Raw genomic sequence first — 18,760 nt, 5'->3', positions numbered from 1 at the left:
TTATTTTTTGCTAATTATAATGGCTGCACAACTTCAGTTTTCTTAGGTGACATGATGAAAAAAGTACTTGTGTTAAATTCATCTTTAAATGGTGAACAAGGTAATTCAACCAAACTTAGCCAACAATTTGTTGAGCAGCTTGCTAACAACCAACAAATTTCAGTAACAACTCGCGATTTAAGCGACAATGCGATTGCTCACTTAACGCAGACAGAAATGGCTGCTTGGATGACTGATGCAAACGAACGCAGCGATGAGCAAAAAGCACTTGCTGCAATTTCTGACGATTTAATTGCTGAACTTAACGATAACGACCTGATTGTTATTGGTATGCCAATGTACAACTTTGGTATTCCATCAACATTTAAAGCTTGGATTGATCGTATTGCTCGTGCTGGTATTACATTTAAATACACAGAGCAAGGCGCTGTAGGTTTAATTAAAGACAAAAAAGTAGTGATACTTGCTGCGCGTGGTGGTGTATATCAAGGCACCGACACGGATACCCAAACTACATACTTAAAAGGTGTACTTGGTTTTGTGGGTATGACTGACGTTAACTTTATTTATGCAGAGGGCCTTGCGATGCCGGGCGCGGAGCAAAGCTTAGAAACAGCACAAAACGAAATCAATGCTTTTGCTGCAGCACTTTAATAAGTGACTAATAAGTTAAATATAAAAAAGCGGTCATCATGACCGCTTTGTGATTTACGCTGTGACCGATAACAGCGAATCACCTTCAGATAAACCAAACTTTTCTTGCACAGAGGCTAGAATCGCTTCTTTATCTTCTTCTCCCAGTTGATCAGAATATTGCGCTAACAACTCATCTAAATAACTGACAACTTCTTCGCTATCAACCTGCTCAAGTGAATTACCACTTGGCGGCGGTGGTGGCGGACCAGGCGGACGCTCACCTTCAGGACGACCTAATTCACCGACTTCAGCGGCATCAAAGCCAGCTTCAGCCATAATTGCTTCCATTTCTTGACCCGGTTGAATACCCGCATCCATAAATGTTTGCATAATAGATTGTGCATCTTCTGCAGTTAAGTTTTCAGGATCAAACTGAGCTAAGGTCTCATTCATTAACTCTGTTTGTTCACTGGTCAACGGCTCTGCTTGAGGTCGTTGCATGGGCTGAAAATTCGCACCCGATGAAACACTGTTGATCATCGTTGATTTTCCTTACGTTTTGGTGGTTTATGGTTGTTGAACTCGTCTTCAGTTACTTCACCATTTTGATCAGCATCCATGTCATTAAAAATGGTTTGCAGCATATCTTCAGGCATAGGCTGTTCACTAAACTCAGTAAAATCAATCGCCCCATTGCCATCAATATCAATCGATGCAAAGTCAGGTCGCTGGGGTGGACCGCCTTGATGGTCGCGAGCAAAGCAAGCGGGCGCTGTGGCTAACAACGAAATAGCTAAAACAGAAAGTGCAGATAATTGCTTCATAGCGAGCCTCTTATGTCATTCAATTGACCGTAAGCATAATCTGAATACCATCCAAAAGTGTGTGGGCAATATGCTACAAATGTGGAAACTTTGTGGATTGCTTTAGTAATTAATCTAAGTTGTGACTTGCTACGTATAATCATCAAAGCAATTTTCAACTCCACGTTTATGGCAGGCTCAAAAAAACAAAAAGTAAATCTTGTTTGGTTTAAACGTGACCTACGACTATCTGATCATCAGCCACTTGCCAGTGCAATTGCATCAGAGCTGCCTTGCTTACTTATTTACAACTTTGAGCCACTGGTACTCGAAGACCCCCATTACAGCTTTAGGCACTGGCGTTTTGTTGCTCAGTCACTTAAAGACATCAACCAACAGCTCGAAAAATATAACGCTGGAATCGCCATTTATAATTTAGAAATGATTACCTTGTTAGAAACCCTTAGTGAAGATTTTGATATTGCAGGGGTTTATAGTCATGAAGAAATAGGTCTTTACAATACCTTTGAGCGAGATAAACAGGTCAAACGCTGGCTAAACAACAAAGCAATTCCATGGCACGAAACGCCACTTGGAGGTGTAAAACGAGCGCGACCAAAACAGTTTGATTGGCAAACACATTGGCATGGTGTGATGAACCAACGTCTTGTAACGCCAAATTGGCAAGCCTTTAATGCAGTGCAGCCTCATAATTACCAAGCAGCAACCTGTGTTGATGATTTTCTTAAGCACGACCCGCAGTTTCAATATGGCGGCCCTCATGCAGCCAGAGCTTGCCTTCAGAGCTTTATAGAAGAACGTGCGAAAAACTACCAAAGCGGTATTTCAAGCCCATCAAAAAGCAGAGACTCATGCTCAAGGCTCTCTCCATATTTAGCGTGGGGAAATTTAAGCCTAAGGCAGGTTTATCAAACATTAAGATACTATCTACCAAAACAACCTAAAAGTTGGCGACGTTCATTGCATGCATTTGAGTCACGATTACATTGGCATTGCCATTTTATGCAAAAATTCGAAACTCAATGCAGCATGGAGTTTGCACCACAAAATGCGGGCTATAAGCACTACCCTTATCGTAATGATGAACATGTTGCTGAGCACCTAAAGCGCTTTGAGCAAGGTCAAACAGGTATTCCCATTATTGATGCGTGCATGCGCTGCCTAGCAGCAACGGGTTACATTAACTTTCGAATGCGCGCTATGTTAGTCAGTTTTATGACTCATCATATGAACATTCATTGGCAATCCGTCAGCTTTATTTTATCGCGTTATTTTTTAGATTTTGAGCCGGGTATTCACTACCCACAAATCCAAATGCAAGCATCTGTCACAGGAACCAACACGATTCGTTTGTATAACCCAATAAAGCAATCTGAAGATAAAGACTCAGATGGTATATTTATAAAAACATGGTGCCCTGAACTTAAAAGCCTACCCATCGAAGATCTCCACCAGCCATGGCAACAGCCGCCAATGGAGGCCTTGTTTAATAACTTTAAACTTAGCGAAGACTACCCTGAGCCCATGGTCGATATAGAACACGCAGCAAAGCAGGCACGTGAGCGATTATGGTCATTTCGAGAACGTGATGATGTAAAACGTGGCACAAAAGCCGTACTGAATAAGCATGTGATAAGCCTTAAAAGACAACGCCATGGCTCATAAAAAACTTAATTTACCCAGCAAAACCTGCCCCGTTTGCGACAGGCCATTTATGTGGCGTAAAAAATGGCAACGTGACTGGGAGCATGTAAAGTACTGCTCAGAGCGTTGCAAGCGCGAAGCGAAAAGAAATATTGGCGTTTAAGTTGCACTTATATCGTTAACTCACAGTTTTCGGCACAAAACCCTGAAAGCCTTTCACGGTTGTCGAAAAAATTTACAAAGGAGATGACGATGACGATTAAAAAATCTGCACATACGAGTTGGTCTGGTGATATTAAATCTGGCAAAGGCTATATTTCTAGTCAAAGTGGCGCGCTTGAGAAACAGCCATTTGGCTTTAACACTCGCTTTGAAGATAAGCCGGGCACTAACCCTGAAGAGCTGGTTGCAGCGGCACACAGTAGCTGTTTTAGCATGGCGCTATCGCTTGCACTAACTGAAGCAGGCTTTGTCGCTGACGACATAACGACCAAAGCAACAGTGAACCTTGATGAAGTTGATGACGGCTTCGAAGTGAGCCACATTGCACTTGATGTTAGTGCAAAAATAACTGAAATTTCGAGCGAAAAATTTGAGCAACTTTGTGAGCAAACTAAGCAAGGCTGCCCTATTTCTAAACTGATGAATGCCGAAATATCACTCACCACAACGCTCAATTAATCTCTGTAGGCCAAGCGCTGCTTGGCCTCTTCATATTCTAACAGACCCACAACACTTTATTACAATGTATATACCAGCTTGTTGTATTATCTTTATGAAACAAAACCAAATACAACAAGGATATGTATGTTTAAACAACTAGCCCCTATTGCTCTGGCAACACTTGCTTATTCAAGCTGCTCAATCGCAACAGAACAACTGGTGAGTAAACAATGGTTCAATAGTATCGACTATACGCACATAGAGAATCACAGATATAGTTTTAATGCTTACCAATTAGTGAGTCATTACTACTTTGAGGAGCAGCAAAGCTCTGGGGTACTTGATGATTATGGCTACCTAGATACAGATTCAAACATTCGAGTGAATTACTTTAATAGCGATTACACTGATTATCTCGGCATGTTTGGTGAAGGGTATTATAAAAACTGGTTTGTTACAGGTGAAATTTACGATGTTGATGATGCTGATGACTATACCCTAGGAATAGGCTACTTATTTGCCGATGCCATAAAAGTCTCTGTAAATAGGGATGTGCGTGAATATGGTGATGATTATTTCCGCTTAAAAGCCCAGTATAACCTCCAAATCAACGATAAGGATTACCTTGGTTTTAGCGCAGAAACAGATGATGAACTTGACGTTTGGAATGTCTCTGCTAGATACTTTAATCATTTAAGCGGCAGCCATTACATTACTGTTGATGTTGGCCACCAAGACAGTCTTAATAATTCAGCAAGTAATGCCATGATCAACTACTACTTCGGCGAACACTATGCCATAGGCGCAGGTTTGGATGATTCTGAACTCGTTTTACAAGGTAAGTACTTTATTAATGATAAATACTATTTAACCGCTAATTACACTGAAAGCGGCTCTGCTGAACTTTACAACCTTAAGTTTGTTGCCCAGTTTTAAACTGAAATGAGCCAACAGCTTTAAACAAAAAACGCCACTATAAAGTGGCGTTTTCAGTTTATAGAATTACATATTACCTAGCTTAATCATCATTGCAGTGTACATTTTTAAATTCAGTGCTAACTGCTCTTCAGTAATAAACTCATGCTCTGAGTGGCCTGTGTACTTTTTACCTGGCATTGATGGGCCGAATGACACCGCATTATCAAATAACTTAGCATTTGTGCCACCACCAATTGACACAAAGCCCGCGTCTTTATCGCCAGTAAAGTGCTTAAAGATATCGAGTAACGCCTCTGCATGAGGCGCACCATCTAACAGCATTGGCGTACCAATCACCACTTTAGTGTCTTTTAACGTAACACCATTAGTGGTTTGCCAAGCGCTAAGCGCTTCATTAATTTGCTGCTTAAGCACCGCTTCTTGTTTACCTACCGGACGACGCATATTAATCGACAATTTAATGTCGTTACCGTCACGGCTTAATAAGGTTGGCGAAACAGTCATCGGGCCCATAAAGTCATGCTTGTAACCAATTTCACCGAATTGTGCGCCGTATAAATCAAGACCAATTAGCTGATTGATAAACTCAATTGCTTGACCATCACTATTGTTCTCAAGATCAATACCTTTAAAGATTTCTGCAAGATGCGCGATGGCATTTTCACCCGCTTCTGGTTCAGATGAATGCGCTGAAATCCCCTTCACTTGGACTAACAAGCCATTGTCTTGCTCTGTCATCGCCACTTTGACGTTTTTAAGCTTAGCGACATTGTCGTGTAATTTAGCCACTGTCGCCGCATCAGCATTATGTACTAACACGCTGGCATCTTCAGGGATTTGGCTAACAAAGGCGCCGCCTTTTAAGTCACTAACATATAAGCCTGTTTGTGCTGAGGTCGCAGAGAAAGTCGGGGCAATTAAGCTCCAGCCTTTTTCTGCAACAACCACAGGGTATGAAGCATCAATAGTGACAGCGTATTTTGGTTGCTGATAGGTTTTCATGAACTCTTCGAGTGGTGCCCAGTCAGACTCTTCTGCAAGGTAAACCATTAATTCAATACGGTTATTTAATGTAATACCCTTGTCTTTAATCGCCTTCATTGCATGCAGTGCAGTCGCAATTGCGCCTTTATCATCTTCTGTACCACGTGCAATTAGCTTTCCTGGCTCAGAGGTTTTATCCATTTTAAATGGACTTTGCTGCCATTTACTGGCATCTGCAGGTTGCACATCACCATGGGTTACTATGGTTACTTTGTCAGCTTGGTTCCCCATGCCAATTAATACTGTGTAGCCTAAATCTTGATAATCAAAACCAAACTGAGCCGCTTTCATTTTTAAGAACGACTTAAAGCCAATGAAATCTGGGTTATCAGGAGTCGCTAGACCTTCTTTATTTACCGTTGGATACGAAACTAAATTCTCTAAGGTATGAATTTGCGCTTGTTGATATTGCTCTACCGCGTAGTTAGCCAGCTTTTCACTTTGCTCAGACACAGCTGCCTGACTAGAGAAAGCAGTTAATAAAAATGCAGCAAGTAATGAATGTTTCAAGATAAGCTCCAGAGTTTAAGAAGGTTTTTAGAGAGTCGCCTTGATTGTAACGCTTATAACGCCGACATAACATCTCTAATTTAAGCAAAATAGATCGCTTAAAAATACCAACAAGGTACAATAGCCACTCACCCTATTAATTCGTTTGTTAGACTCATGAACCGCAGAAAAAAGATCTTCACTAAACTTAAGCAAAAAGATAAGCGTGCCAATGCAAAATTGCATAAAAGCAATAAACCGGCCTACATCTCAAAGGCAGAACGCGAAAAACTAGCACAGCAAGAAGCTGAGCAGGAAAGTTAAAATACCTAGCGGTCAGCGGTAAGATTGCAGGCGCGATTTTATATCGCGCAACACGCAAAAGAAATTTCACGCCGCTGCCAGCTGTAGGCGTCAAGCTTGCTTGGCGCGTCTCAAACGCCACCACAAAACAAACACCCTCGCGCAAAATAAATTTCACGCCTACGTCAAAGACATTTATTTTCACAAAGAGGATAAGAGACGCTTCGCTTTAGAGAAAACATTTTGAAAAAGACAATTTGAACCACAGAGTACACCGAGGCGCTTCGCGCTGCACAGAGAAAATAATACTAACAAAGAGTTTATGGTCTCTTCCTCTGCGCTCTCTGTGTCCTCTGTGTCCTCTGTGTCCTCTGTGGTTAGAAAAAAGATCTTTAACTCACAATGAGGGTAAGAGGCGCTGCGCTTTAGAGAAAATAAAAAGTAATCTATTGTTTTTCATCACTTTCTTCTCATTCTATTCTCTTTATGTAAAAGACAGTTTGAACCACAGAGTACACCGAGGCGCTTCGCGCTGCACAGAGAAAATAATATTTACAAAGAGATTATGGTCTCTCCTTCTCTTCCTCTGTGCTCTCTGTGTCCTCTGTGGTTAGAAAAAAGATCTTTAACTCACAATGAGGGTAAGAGACGCTGCGGATTTAGAGAAAACAACAAGTAATCTATTGTTTTCCCTCATTGTCTTCTCATTCTTTCCTCTTTGTTAAAAGACAATTTGAACCACAGAGAACACCGAGGCGCTTCGCGCTGCACAGAGAAAATAATATTAACAAAGAGATTATGGTCTCTCCTTATCTTCCTCTGTGCTCTCTGTGTCCTCTGTGGTTAGAAAAAAGATCTTTAACTCACAAAGAGGATAAGAGACGCTGCGCTTTAGAGAATACAATAAGTAATCTATTGTTTTCCCTCATTGTCTTCTCATTCTTTTCTCTTTGTGCAATTTGTTTTAACGCGAAATAAATTTCACGCTTACGACAGAGACATTTATTTTCACAAAGAGAATAAGAGGCGCTGCGCTTAAGAGAATACAACAAGTAATCTATTGTTTTCCCTTATTGTCTTCTCATTATGTTCTCTTTGTGCAATTTGTTTTAACGCGTAATAAATTTCACGCAGTCATCAAAGACATGTATCTGCACAAAGAGGATAAGAGGCGCTTCGCTTTAGAGGAAAACAAAAAGTATTTACTTAACTATCCCAAACTGATTTTTTCTAGAAACTTCGAACGCTTTCTCTGACTTAAAAGCAGCTGCTACAATTCGTGAATGTTAAGCAAAATGCGCAATTTCAATCAGGTAACGGCTTAGAGGCCATGGCAAACTGGCCCCACTTCTGAAAAGCATTAACGAGTAACCATGAAAACGAAGCAACAACAACGCATTCAGTTAGTCTGTGACTACATTAGCCAGCATCTTGATGAACCTTTATCACTGGAGACACTCAGTGAGGTGGCATGTTGTTCGAAATATCATTTTCATCGTTTATTTGTCGCTGGAGTTGGCCTAAGCGTTACCAAATATGCGCAGCTTGCGCGCTTAAAGCGTGCCTCATTTCGACTTGCATTTGAACATCAACTTAAAATTATTGATGTTGCATTAGAAGCGCAATTTGATAGCCCAGAAGCATTTAGCCGTGCTTTTAAGCGCACCTTTACGCAGTCGCCTAGCGAATTCAGAAGCAAACCAAACTGGCCTAATTGGCACTCACAGTTTGAATTTTCATTACCTGACAAAAAGGTTTGCCCTATGAATGTAAACATTGTTGATTTTAAAGCACAGCCGGTGGCTTTATTAACCCACCAAGGCGCTGCTAATACCCTGATGAATACCGCTGCACAATTTATTGAGTGGCGCAAAGAATCAGGCTTCTCACCTGTTAAAACCAGTAACACATATGGGATCCCGTATAGCGATCCGGCCACCACTGAAGACCATGCATTTCGTTTTGACTTTGCAGGCAGTATCACCTCACCGATTACTGAAAACCCGCAAGGTGTGCGAAATGGTGAAATTCCAGCAGGACGCTGCGCCGTAGTTCGGCACAATGGCTCTCATGACACCATTAGCGATACAGTTTACTACTTATACCGTGAATGGCTGGTGCAAAGCGGCGAAGAAGTCAGAGACTTCCCTTGCTTCTTTCATTACCTCAACCTCATCCATGAAGTTGACGAATGTGATCTGCAAACGGATATATATTTGCCGATAAAATGATTGCGAGTTTCGAGGCAAAGATTGTAGGCGCGATTTTATATCGCGCAATACGCAAAATAAATTTCACGCCTACGTCAAAGACATTTTTTTCACAAAGAGGATAAGAGACGCTTCGCTTTAGAGAAAACATTTTGAAAAAGACAATTTGAACCACAGAGTACACCGAGGCGCTTCGCGCTGCACAGAGAAAATAATACTAACAAAGAGTTTATGGTCTCTTCCTCTGCGCTCTCTGTGTCCTCTGTGGTTAGAAAAAAGATCTTTAACTCACAAAGAGGATAAGAGGCGCTGCGCTTAAGAGAATACAACAAGTAATCTATTGTTTTCCCTCATTGTTTTCTCATTCTTTTCTCTTTGTTAAAAGACAATTTGAACCACAGAGAACACCGAGGCGCTTCGCGCTGCACAGAGAAAATAATATTAACAAAGAGATTATGGTCTCTCCTTATCTTCCTCTGTGCTCTCTGTGTCCTCTGTGGTTAGAAAAAAGATCTTTAACTCACAAAGAGGATAAGAGACGCTGCGCTTTAGAGGAAAGGACTAAACTAACTTCTAAGGTTACCTCATTGTCTTCTCATTCTTTTCTCTTTGTTAAAAGACAATTTGAACCACAGAGAACACCGAGGCGCTTCGCGCTGCACAGAGAAAATAATATTAACAAAGAGATTATGGTCTCTCCTTATCTTCCTCTGTGCTCTCTGTGTCCTCTGTGGTTAGAAAAAAGATCTTTAACTCACAAAGAGGATAAGAGACGCTGCGCTTTAGAGAATACAATAAGTAATCTATTGTTTTCCCTCATTGTCTTCTCATTCTGTTCTCTTTGTGCAATTTGTTTTACCGCGAAATAAATTTCACGCCTACGACAGCTCAATTCACATTTGTATCAGGCACGTGATCAGGCTCGCTAACTTTACTCTCGTAACTAGAAACTCTGGTTTTTAATCTGAAAGCTGACGGCTCGTCATTTTCTTTGTGAAGATATTTTCGGCACTAAAGTACCTCCTACGAGCTAGGCCTTTGATAAAGGCCTGTAAGCAACACCGTTCAGCTTCAAACTGACAGCTGAAAGCTGATAGCTTTCTCTAAAACCTATAACTCACACTGGCATTATACGAGCGGCCTTGTCCGGCAAGTTGCTCAAAACCATTGCTCATATCTTGCTTGTAATTAGCAATGCTTACACCGCCAAGTGGCTGTTGGTAGTATTCATCAAGTAAGTTGGTAATTGCTAACTTAAAGGTTAAATTTTGCCACGTTTTCTGACTTGAGATAGCCAATAGCTGATAGCTGTCGGTTTGGTTTTCTAAACGGCGCTCATCAACATGGGTTTTACTATCAACCCACTGCCAGCTCAGTGCGTTTTGCCAGCCTTTGTATTCGTGCTCTAGGCTCAGCTCAGTGTGCAGTGGCATAATTTGATATAAGTCTTCATTGCTATCATCACGCTCGCCATGAGTACTGGTTAGTGAGCCTTTTAACTGCCACTTTCCTGCTTGCTTTGTGTTGTAAAGCTCTACCAGGCCCGCCAGTTTTGCACCGTAAAGTGTCGCATCTAGGTTCGTAAAAGTAAGAATATTACGCTTGGTATGCGCCATGTCAGTGCGATTAAAGCTTTTAGTCACTTCAGCATCAATATAATCATTTACTTGCGTGTACCAAACATTTGCCGTTACTTGCCAGCTATCGTCTTTGGCAAGTTTGGTGTAGCTAGAGCTCAACGTATGAGCTGTTTCGGCTTCTAAATCTGGGTTACCAATATAACCATTACCATCGCCAAACCAACCAATCATGGTGGTTGCCATCGTACCTACACCCCAGCTATAACGCTCATATAAATTAGGAGCACGGTTTTTACGAGCTAAACCAAATTGTAGCTCATCGTTGTTCGATAATTGATAGCGAGCTAGTAAACTAATATCAACTAAGGTGTCGTCACGTTTACGGTCTAATTGGTTAAATTCCATCGCAGCTTGGGCGTCGGTTTTTGACATATCCATCATTGAGCCCATATTAGCCATACCGCTCATGCCACCTTCGTTATAAGCCTGCACTTCGCCAGTATCTGTGGTGACTTGCTCAACACGAACACCTGCCGACACCCACCATGCTTTGTTTACTTGGTTTTGGTACTCAGCAAATGCCGCAAGACGGTCACGTTTGCCATCGTTAATATTTACGTATTCATTTGGGCCCATCATCATTGACCCTGCAACCGCTGGCCACCAATCATCTATTCGATAACCGTAATATTCTTGCCCTAGCATTAATGATGACTGTTTTGATAAATCAGTGCGCCAATGAACTTGATAACTGTAATCTTGTGCATCGGTATTCATTGGCATCATGCCGGTTTTCTCATTACTGAAAAAACCCATTTCGTGTTTTACATCATGCGCATTCACTTGCACCTGCAAATCACCATTTTCAAGCTCACGTTGATACTGAGCAACAAAACCATAGCTGGTGTTATCGGTCATATCCATGTATTGATTTGCAAAGCCTTGGTAAGGAATCTTTTGATGTGTCAGCTTAACTACAAGTTGTTGTTTCTCATCACGAATAGCGCCCGTTAACGCATGATTTTGTACTCGATATAAGGTATCTAGTACACGCTCACCATGCCCATCATCATAGCTGTTCGCATCTTCAAAGCTGCCTTGGTAAGACAAGCTAAACTGTTTGCTCGCAAGGCTGGCACCTAGCGCGTATGCTTGACTATCGTTAACGCTTTTGTACTGAGCGGTAACATAGCCTGCGCGCCAGTTCACTGAGTCTGAATCACTAAATTCAGGGGCAATCGTATTAACTCTAATAACACCGGCAATATTATCACCGCCACTGCTTACCGGTGATACACCAGCAACGACACTGTAAGAGGCAATTTGGTTTGCCGACACATAAGAGAGTGGCGGGTTCATTTGGTTAGCACACGCTGCTGTGACATCAGCACCATCGACTAAAACTTTAACTCTATCGCCCATCATGCCGTTCATCACCGGCAAGTTAGACACCCCTCCGGCTGCTGAAAAATCAACACCTAAATCTTTTAGTAACGCGTCTGCAGAGCCAACTAATTGATGGTTATTTTGGGCATGACCTTGTACTTCTATCACTTCAATAGAATCATCAGCAAAGGCCGAAATACTTAAAACACAGCTGAGTGCTGCAGCAATTTTAGAAAATAAAAAACCAGGGCGAGAAGATTGCGTGTTCATAACTCTTTTAAATTCAAAGCAAATAATTAATGACGCCGATTATAAAACTCATTAATTAGTCTGAACACGTGACATATTGTCGCACCCTGTCACAGGTAAATAACTTAGCGCAACACCACTAAAGGAATACGGCTATCTTCAAGCATTTTTAAGGTCGTGCTGCCTAAAAAGAACTGCCGCCATTTAGAGTGACCAAATGCGCCCATCACCATTAAGTCAACGGCGTGGTCACTTTTATATCGCCACAGCGCTTGGTAAACATCGCCATCGAGCATGCGCGCTCTCACATTAAAGCCATTTTCTGCCAGCCTTGCTGAGGCAGTATCAAGTTTGTCTTGGCAGTGACCGTCTTGTTTATCAACCATCACCAAGTGGCAATCTAAGCCGGATAAAATCCCGCCATTGATAATTTGTGTAATCGCTTTGTCGGTACTTTCGCTGCCATCATAAGCCAGCATAAAATTTGTAGGCTCATGAAATTGCGGCGGCACAATCGCAACCGGGGTATGCACCTGACGGATCAGCGTTTCAATATGCGAGCCCAGTACTTTAAAATCATCGTAATGGCCTTTACCAGAGCGGCCAATAATCATCACACGGGCATTGTCTTCATGTTCAAGTAAGGCATCAACAAGACTCATTGAAAGTTGCTGTTGCTCAATCTCGGTTAGGCCTGCATGCTCGGCTTTTTTCATTGCTTCATCTAGCAATAATTGACCATGCTGCGACGCTACTTTGTTGCGTTCTTGTTCAAGTTTTGCCAATTGCTCTAACAATGAGGTTTGCGAGCCTAAACCAATAATTGCGGTTAAATCATCACTGCCCTGCGGCAAAGGTGGCTCTAATGCATGCAGAAAATTAATTGGATGGCTGGAGCGCTTAGATATCCAAATAGCCGCTTCTGTCACCGCATCGGTCATGCATGAACCGTCGATACAAGCAAATATCTTCTTCATTGCGCTCTCCTTTAAACCAATTTAGTTAACCAAGTATAGTTGGCTTTTTATCTGTATTTATTTTGAACAGCAAAGACTTAAGAAGTTCAGGTTATTTTCTTATAGCAAACAAATATAGAACGTTCCAAAAAGTACTGTATCAACCCCGTCAATTTGTATTACAATAGCGCTGGGCACACATCTCTAGTCCAGAACAAAGTATTTGTTACTGGCATTTTCAATTATCAAAAATCTATTTTGTTTTTAAATTTATTTTAAAGGAATTACATGACTAACGTAGCCAACTCCCAAGGCAACGCAAGCACGTTTACCATTCTGATAGTATTGGCTTTAGGCACATTCATTTTAGGCCTATCAGAGTTTTCTATGATGCCAATGTTGCCCCTGATCAGCGAAACATTTTCGTCTACGCCAGCGCAAAGTGGTTATGCCATCAGTGCTTACGCGATAGGCGTAGTCGTCGGTGCGCCGCTATTTATGATCACAACCGCCAACATGCGTAAGCGCAATGCACTGTTGATGTTTGTCAGCATGATGTTTTTATTCAATGGCTTAAGTGCTTTTGCAAACTCACTTGAGCAACTTATTTTATTTCGATTTTTAAGTGGTTTACCACACGGTGCCTACTTCGCCGCTGCTATTTTATTGGCTGCCGACATTGCCCCTGCCGATAAACGCGCAAGCTTTATGTCAAAAGTATTTATGGGTTTAACCATTGCTACTATCGTTGGTGTGCCCATGGTCACCCTAGTGGGGCAAAACTTTAGCTGGCGTTATTGTTTGGCAGGTACCGCTGTACTTGCGTTAGTTGCCTTGGTATTGATTGTGAAATACGTACCTAACGTAAAAAATACCGCGCCAACATCGATTCTCGATGAGTTAAGTGTATTAAAGAACAAGCTCGTATGGACCATTCTAGGTATCATCATTATTGGTTTTGGTGGTGTATTTTGTGTTTACACTTACATTGCCGACACTATTTTAGAAGTCACCCATACCCCTGCTTACACTATCTCTATTGCTATGATCATGTTCGGTATTGGCTGTACTTTAGGTAACTATGTATTAGGTAAAGCCGCCGACCACTCACCGCTGAAAACCACAGGCGCAGCGCTGATTGCTGCTGTGGTATTTGCAGCCAGTTATGTAAGCGCAAGCCATAATATTTGGCTGTTATACGCGGTGATTTTCTTTATTGGTTTTAGTGTTGGTTTAGGTACCGTGATCCAATCTTTATTAATGGATGTGTCACCACAAGGGCATGCCATGATTGGTGCGCTAGTACAGTGTGCGTTTAATACAGCCAATGCGATTGGCCCTTGGCTTGGCGGCATGGCTATTGCCGAAGGTGCACTCCCTAGTCAAACAGGCTATGTTTCGGCGGCACTATTCTTAGGTGGCTTTTTAATGTGGTCGTTAAGTGCAATGCAGATGAAAAAACTACGAGTCGAAAGTTAGCAAAAATGTAGCAGCGATTTTATATCGCGTAGCAAAAAGGCGTTTAACCAGAATGATTTAACATTCGGCGTTAAAACGCCTCCTACGCTATCAAACTTATTCATCCTGAAATATCTCTTCGATACTCAGGTTAAATAAACGCGCGGCTTTAAATGCTAATGGCAAACTTGGGTCAAATTTACCTTTTTCAATCGCATTAATGGTTTGCCTAGACACATCCAAAAGCTCTGCGAGTTTCGCTTGGGTATAGTTGTGCTCAGCACGGAGCACTTTCAAGCGGTTTTTCATTCTTCGCCCTCGTCGTTTAACTGCTTATTCATAATTAAAAGACTCACTAAATAGGTTAAGCTCATAAAGATTACGAGGTGCGATATATCTTCTTTAAAACTAATTAAACCGCTTGATTGCACCACCGAGTAAGCTAAACCAAATACCAAGCTTGCACCCAAGGTAATCGCCATTGCATTAAGGTGCATACGCTGCTGCAGCTCATCCATCCCTTGTAGTTGTCGTTTGTTCGATAAAATCATCATGATACCAACTACAACATTAATTAAGATTGCTACAACACTAAAAACAGCCTGCTCTTGCCATAAAAAATGCGGCCCAAATGAGGCAATTGCTAAAGTAATCACCCATGCTGATGTCCATTTAGCGAGGTTTAGCGTGTTCTGCTTATTACGTTGTTTAAAGGTTAATCCTGTTTGATTCATTATTCTCACCTTAAAAGTAAAGTAAACTTGACTAAAGATTAACCTAGCAACACAAAAAGTCAAATAAACTTTACAAAAAGTTTTATATACACGACATCAATATGATTTTTTAATGTCAGAAAAGGCAAGGCGCTTGCTGTTAATCTCATAATATTGTATTAATCAGAGTATCACGTAATACCAATTTGCTTAATTAAGTGAGCTATTTTGAGGCAATAAAACCTCGTTGAAAACAAGGCAAAAATTTCGTTGTTTAGTTGTTATAAATGAAAAATTTTTAACGCAGTTAGCGACAGGTTTAATCCCTCAAAATGATTAAGTATTATTGCAAGTTGGTATGATCTTATAAAAACGGGTCCAATCGGACTGCGTTTCTAACAATAACAATGAAGAAAACACTATGAATACGGCACTGTTTTTCGTTGGCGAATGGCAAGTTACTCCGGCCACTAATTCAATCAGGCGCGGTGAACAAACAAAGCATCTTGAACCCAAGGCGATGGATGTATTACTGCTGCTTTGCGAAAAACAAGGTGAGCTACTAACAAGTGAAGAAATTATCAGCCATTGCTGGCCAAATGTAGCGCTGGGTGACAACCCCCTACATAAAGTGATCACCCAATTACGTAAAGCCTTTGACGATAAAGCAAGCGATCCGCATTACATAGAAACCATTCGTAAACGTGGTTATCGGGTTATTGCCGAAATCAACTTTCCACTCAACGAAGAACAAAAAGCCAGCCAAACCAGTTGGCAAGGTGATTCGCCCTTTGTTGGCTTAAGTGCGTTTGCACCAGAGCAAGCCGATGTATTTTTTGGTCGTAACAAACAAATTGCCACTTTGCTACAGCGAGTGTCGGCTCAAATTGAGTTTGGTCGCGCCTTTTGCTTAATTTTAGGCGCCAGTGGTTCAGGTAAATCGTCGTTAGTTAACGCAGGTGTATTGCCCGCTTTAATGTCGAGTAATGGCTACGATGGCATTAGAGTACACAGTTACTGCCAACTCGACTTTGCCGATGTCAGCAAAGAGCGCTTACTGCTTGATTTAGCCTCAACCTTGCTCGATTTAGAAATAAACGACGCACCTGTACTTAGCGATATAAGCGCCGATGCGTTGGCTGAATTGTTATTAACAGATCCAGAACAGGTTATTTCCCGCTGTAAAGCAGCACTTGCAATGCTAAATGCAGAGCACACTACGCCCTATTTATTTTTATTTATCGACCGGCTCGAAGTACTATTGTCATCGCCGCTATTTAGCGATGACGAGCGCAACCAGCTGTTAGCTCTTATTGAGCGCTTAGCAACAAGTGGCTGCATGATCATTTTTAGTGCCTGTCGTAATGACTTTTACCCGCAAGTAGTGAGTCAACCAAGTTTAATGGCAGGTAAAGCCAATGGCGCACACTTTGATTTATTAGCGCCAACTCGCTCTGAGCTTAAGCAAATGATCCGTTTGCCAGCACTTGCAGCAGGCTTAAGTTGGCAACATCACCCAGAGCATCACACACCGCTTGATGAACAACTTTGTAACGATACTGCCAATAACCCTGATGCATTGCCAATGCTGCAATACACCTTGCAGCAGCTTTACTTGCAGCGAAGCCCAGACAACGAATTATTGTTTTCTGAATACCAAGCCCTTGGCACTATCGAAGGAGCCATCGGCCAAAAAGCCGAACAGGTATTTTGCCAATTACCCAAAGACCAACAAACTGAACTTGCTGCAGTTCTTTCTAAGCTGATCACCTTAAACCCAGATGGCGAAACGCTCACTAGTCGTGCAGCACATTGGAGCGAATTAACCAGCCCTGCTGCAACCAAGCTTGTTCAGGCTATGGTCGATAGCCGCTTGTTTGTGTCGCACCTTAAAAATGAGCAAGCCTGCTTTAGCCTTGCCCACGAACCGCTGCTGCGCCATTGGCAACGCGCCATAGATTGGGTGCAAGAACACCAACAAAGCTTAGCAATTCAAAGTCGTGTGCAACTAGCCACCGAGCGCTGGCTGCTTGAACATAAACACAGCGACTTTTTATTAGCCCAAGGCAAACCGCTGCAAGAAGCACAAAGCCTAGTTAAAAACCCTATGTTTAGCTTATCGAGCGACGAACAAGCGTTAATTAAAGCTTCTAACAATAAAGCCAAACGTAAAAAACGCATGTTACAAATAACGGCTGCAACACTTGTGTGCTTAACCTTTATTGCTACATTTATGAGCGTGCGTAGCTACCATGCAGAGCAAGTAGCAAAACAAAAACGCCAAGAGGCTGAAAGTTTATTGGGCTTTATGGTTGGTGAATTTGCCGATAAACTCAGAAGCGTTAAGCGCATGGATTTACTGGATGGTATTAGCAACAAAGCCCTTGAGTATTTTTCCAACCAAGACGAAGAAGCAGCCTCGTTGTTTGACTTTAGCGATAAACAAGCCGAGTTTAATAACCGTTTTCAATACGCTCAAACCTTAGAGGCCATGGGCGAAGTCGCCTACTCTCGCGGCAAAACCGACGAAGCCTTCACCGCCTTTGAAAATGCGCGAACGCGCCTAGAATCATTACTAAAAATTCAACCCAACAACCTTGATGTTTTAATGCTCGCAGGGGCTAATGCATTTTGGCTTGGCCAATTACATTATGACAACAGCGACTACTATGCGACCGAACCTTGGTTTAAACGGTATCAAGAATACAGCGAAAAAATGTATCAGCTTGCCCCTAATGACTTTAATTCGATTATGGAGCTATCTTACTCGCACAATTCACTGGGTTCATTGTATTTAAAGCAGTTTAATTACGCGCTCGCAAAACAAAGCTTTACTGAGTCTTTAAAACTTAAAAACCAAGCCCTTGTGCTTAAACCTAATAACAAAAATTTATTACGCGATAAGACAGATACCATCAGTTGGATTGCAACTACAGAAGAAAACTTAGGGCATTTCAATGAAGCTCTCAAGATTTTTGAACATGCAGAAAATGAAACAAATAAAATGTTAACTAAGTATCCGGCCGATGCAAGTGTATTAACATCCTTAGCATATAAACATATCCAGCAAAGCTACTTACTAAGTTACTTCCCTGATAAATCAAAATCTTACGAAAAAGCAAAGCAAGCAACAGAAACGATTAACAAAGCAAGATTACAAGATGTTCAAAATAAAACTATTGAAAGAACATACTATCAGTTTCTAGCTTATCAACTTTCTCTCTCTGATAACCCTAATATAGATAATAGAGTTAGTGAAATAATAGAGTTTTTAGATACTAACAAGTCATCGAACAGTCAAATTATCAGTATAAAAACCAGCTTAATAGAATATTTAATTAATAGAAAAAATATAAATAGGGCATTAGTGATTCTAAAAAGCTTGGATGAAAATAATATACTACCCAGCGCGCTTGATATAGAAAATGTACGACTTCATACAAGAATCTTGTTAATTAAAGCTCGTTTAGCTAAATCACAACAAGAAAAGAATGCTTTATGTGAAAATGCAGCAACCACTCTAAATAAAATAAGTAAAAAAACTAAAAGTATAAATTTTACTTTCCCATTAATTCAGGCATATACCTGTTTAAATAAATCACACGAAATAGAAGCAACCATTGTTCCGGTAAAAAAACTGGGAATAATTAATTTTCAACTATAAAA

At 41.3% G+C, this 18,760-nt stretch carries 16 protein-coding genes; 9 read left to right on the top strand and 7 right to left on the bottom strand.

Annotation, left to right across the window (positions count from 1 at the left end; genetic code table 11):
• Positions 1 to 54 precede the first annotated feature (54 nt).
• Positions 55 to 654, top strand: a complete 600-nt coding sequence (locus KQP93_RS05500; protein ID WP_217876275.1) for an FMN-dependent NADH-azoreductase — start codon at positions 55 to 57, stop codon at positions 652 to 654.
• Positions 655 to 708: 54 nt separating this feature from the next.
• On the opposite strand, the gene KQP93_RS05495 is transcribed toward KQP93_RS05500, so the two are convergent.
• Both KQP93_RS05495 and KQP93_RS05490 read right to left on the bottom strand, forming a co-directional pair.
• Positions 709 to 1,176, bottom strand: coding sequence for a hypothetical protein (locus tag KQP93_RS05495; protein WP_054561972.1), 468 nt, complete (start codon positions 1,174 to 1,176; stop codon positions 709 to 711).
• On the bottom strand, positions 1,173 to 1,460 hold the full coding sequence (locus tag KQP93_RS05490) for an EF-hand domain-containing protein (protein ID WP_055021451.1): 288 nt from the start codon (positions 1,458 to 1,460) through the stop codon (positions 1,173 to 1,175). Before KQP93_RS05490 ends, KQP93_RS05495 begins: the two co-directional genes overlap by 4 nt.
• Positions 1,461 to 1,628: 168 nt before the next feature.
• On the opposite strand from KQP93_RS05490, the gene KQP93_RS05485 reads away from it, so the two are divergent.
• From KQP93_RS05485 to KQP93_RS05470, 4 genes are all read left to right on the top strand, one after another.
• On the top strand, positions 1,629 to 3,125 hold the full coding sequence (locus KQP93_RS05485; protein WP_217876274.1) for a cryptochrome/deoxyribodipyrimidine photo-lyase family protein: 1,497 nt from the start codon (positions 1,629 to 1,631) through the stop codon (positions 3,123 to 3,125).
• Entirely contained in the window at positions 3,115 to 3,267 is a 153-nt protein-coding gene (locus tag KQP93_RS05480; RefSeq protein ID WP_082401584.1) for a DUF2256 domain-containing protein, read from the top strand. The genes KQP93_RS05485 and KQP93_RS05480 overlap by 11 nt, the downstream gene beginning before the upstream one ends.
• A gap of 89 nt (positions 3,268 to 3,356) precedes the next feature.
• Complete coding sequence (locus tag KQP93_RS05475) at positions 3,357 to 3,785, top strand: OsmC family protein (protein WP_217876273.1); 429 nt, start codon at positions 3,357 to 3,359, stop codon at positions 3,783 to 3,785.
• Between the two features lie 126 nt (positions 3,786 to 3,911).
• The gene (locus KQP93_RS05470) at positions 3,912 to 4,703 is read left to right on the top strand and encodes a putative porin (RefSeq protein ID WP_217876272.1); all 792 of its coding nucleotides are present in this window, start codon (positions 3,912 to 3,914) and stop codon (positions 4,701 to 4,703) included.
• A gap of 66 nt (positions 4,704 to 4,769) precedes the next feature.
• Here KQP93_RS05470 and KQP93_RS05465 read toward each other — a convergent pair whose 3' ends face one another.
• Positions 4,770 to 6,260: a dipeptidase gene (locus tag KQP93_RS05465; protein ID WP_217876271.1), complete on the bottom strand. Its 1,491-nt coding sequence runs from the start codon at positions 6,258 to 6,260 to the stop codon at positions 4,770 to 4,772.
• A 156-nt stretch (positions 6,261 to 6,416) separates the two neighbouring features.
• Here KQP93_RS05465 and KQP93_RS05460 point away from each other — a divergent pair, with 156 nt between their 5' ends.
• Both KQP93_RS05460 and KQP93_RS05455 read left to right on the top strand, forming a co-directional pair.
• A complete protein-coding gene (locus KQP93_RS05460; RefSeq protein WP_064971746.1) occupies positions 6,417 to 6,563 on the top strand; it encodes a DUF2986 domain-containing protein in 147 nt (48 codons plus the stop codon).
• Positions 6,564 to 7,915: 1,352 nt separating this feature from the next.
• Positions 7,916 to 8,773, top strand: coding sequence for an AraC family transcriptional regulator (locus tag KQP93_RS05455; protein WP_217876270.1), 858 nt, complete (start codon positions 7,916 to 7,918; stop codon positions 8,771 to 8,773).
• A gap of 1,082 nt (positions 8,774 to 9,855) precedes the next feature.
• Here KQP93_RS05455 and KQP93_RS05450 read toward each other — a convergent pair.
• Together KQP93_RS05450 and KQP93_RS05445 are read right to left on the bottom strand one after the other, a co-directional pair.
• Entirely contained in the window at positions 9,856 to 11,988 is a 2,133-nt protein-coding gene (locus KQP93_RS05450; protein WP_217876266.1) for a TonB-dependent receptor, read from the bottom strand.
• A 104-nt stretch (positions 11,989 to 12,092) separates the two neighbouring features.
• Positions 12,093 to 12,944: a universal stress protein gene (locus KQP93_RS05445; RefSeq protein ID WP_062565077.1), complete on the bottom strand. Its 852-nt coding sequence runs from the start codon at positions 12,942 to 12,944 to the stop codon at positions 12,093 to 12,095.
• A 267-nt stretch (positions 12,945 to 13,211) separates the two neighbouring features.
• Between KQP93_RS05445 and KQP93_RS05440 the strand changes: the two genes are divergently transcribed.
• Complete coding sequence (locus KQP93_RS05440; RefSeq protein ID WP_217876265.1) at positions 13,212 to 14,402, top strand: MFS transporter; 1,191 nt, start codon at positions 13,212 to 13,214, stop codon at positions 14,400 to 14,402.
• A 96-nt stretch (positions 14,403 to 14,498) separates the two neighbouring features.
• On the opposite strand, the gene KQP93_RS05435 is transcribed toward KQP93_RS05440, so the two are convergent.
• Positions 14,499 to 14,690, bottom strand: coding sequence for a helix-turn-helix transcriptional regulator (locus KQP93_RS05435; protein WP_054551820.1), 192 nt, complete (start codon positions 14,688 to 14,690; stop codon positions 14,499 to 14,501).
• The gene (locus tag KQP93_RS05430; RefSeq protein WP_217876263.1) at positions 14,687 to 15,115 is read right to left on the bottom strand and encodes a hypothetical protein; all 429 of its coding nucleotides are present in this window, start codon (positions 15,113 to 15,115) and stop codon (positions 14,687 to 14,689) included. Before KQP93_RS05430 ends, KQP93_RS05435 begins: the two co-directional genes overlap by 4 nt.
• Before the next feature lie 400 nt (positions 15,116 to 15,515).
• On the opposite strand from KQP93_RS05430, the gene KQP93_RS05425 reads away from it, so the two are divergent.
• Positions 15,516 to 18,758, top strand: a complete 3,243-nt coding sequence (locus KQP93_RS05425; RefSeq protein WP_217876261.1) for an nSTAND1 domain-containing NTPase — start codon at positions 15,516 to 15,518, stop codon at positions 18,756 to 18,758.
• The last annotated feature ends 2 nt before the right edge of the window (positions 18,759 to 18,760 follow it).

This window comes from Pseudoalteromonas shioyasakiensis (assembly GCF_019134595.1).
Taxonomy (GTDB): domain Bacteria; phylum Pseudomonadota; class Gammaproteobacteria; order Enterobacterales; family Alteromonadaceae; genus Pseudoalteromonas; species Pseudoalteromonas shioyasakiensis_A.
The sequence above is the reverse complement of the archived record's forward strand: the minus strand, read 5'-3'. Positions and strand labels throughout refer to the sequence as shown.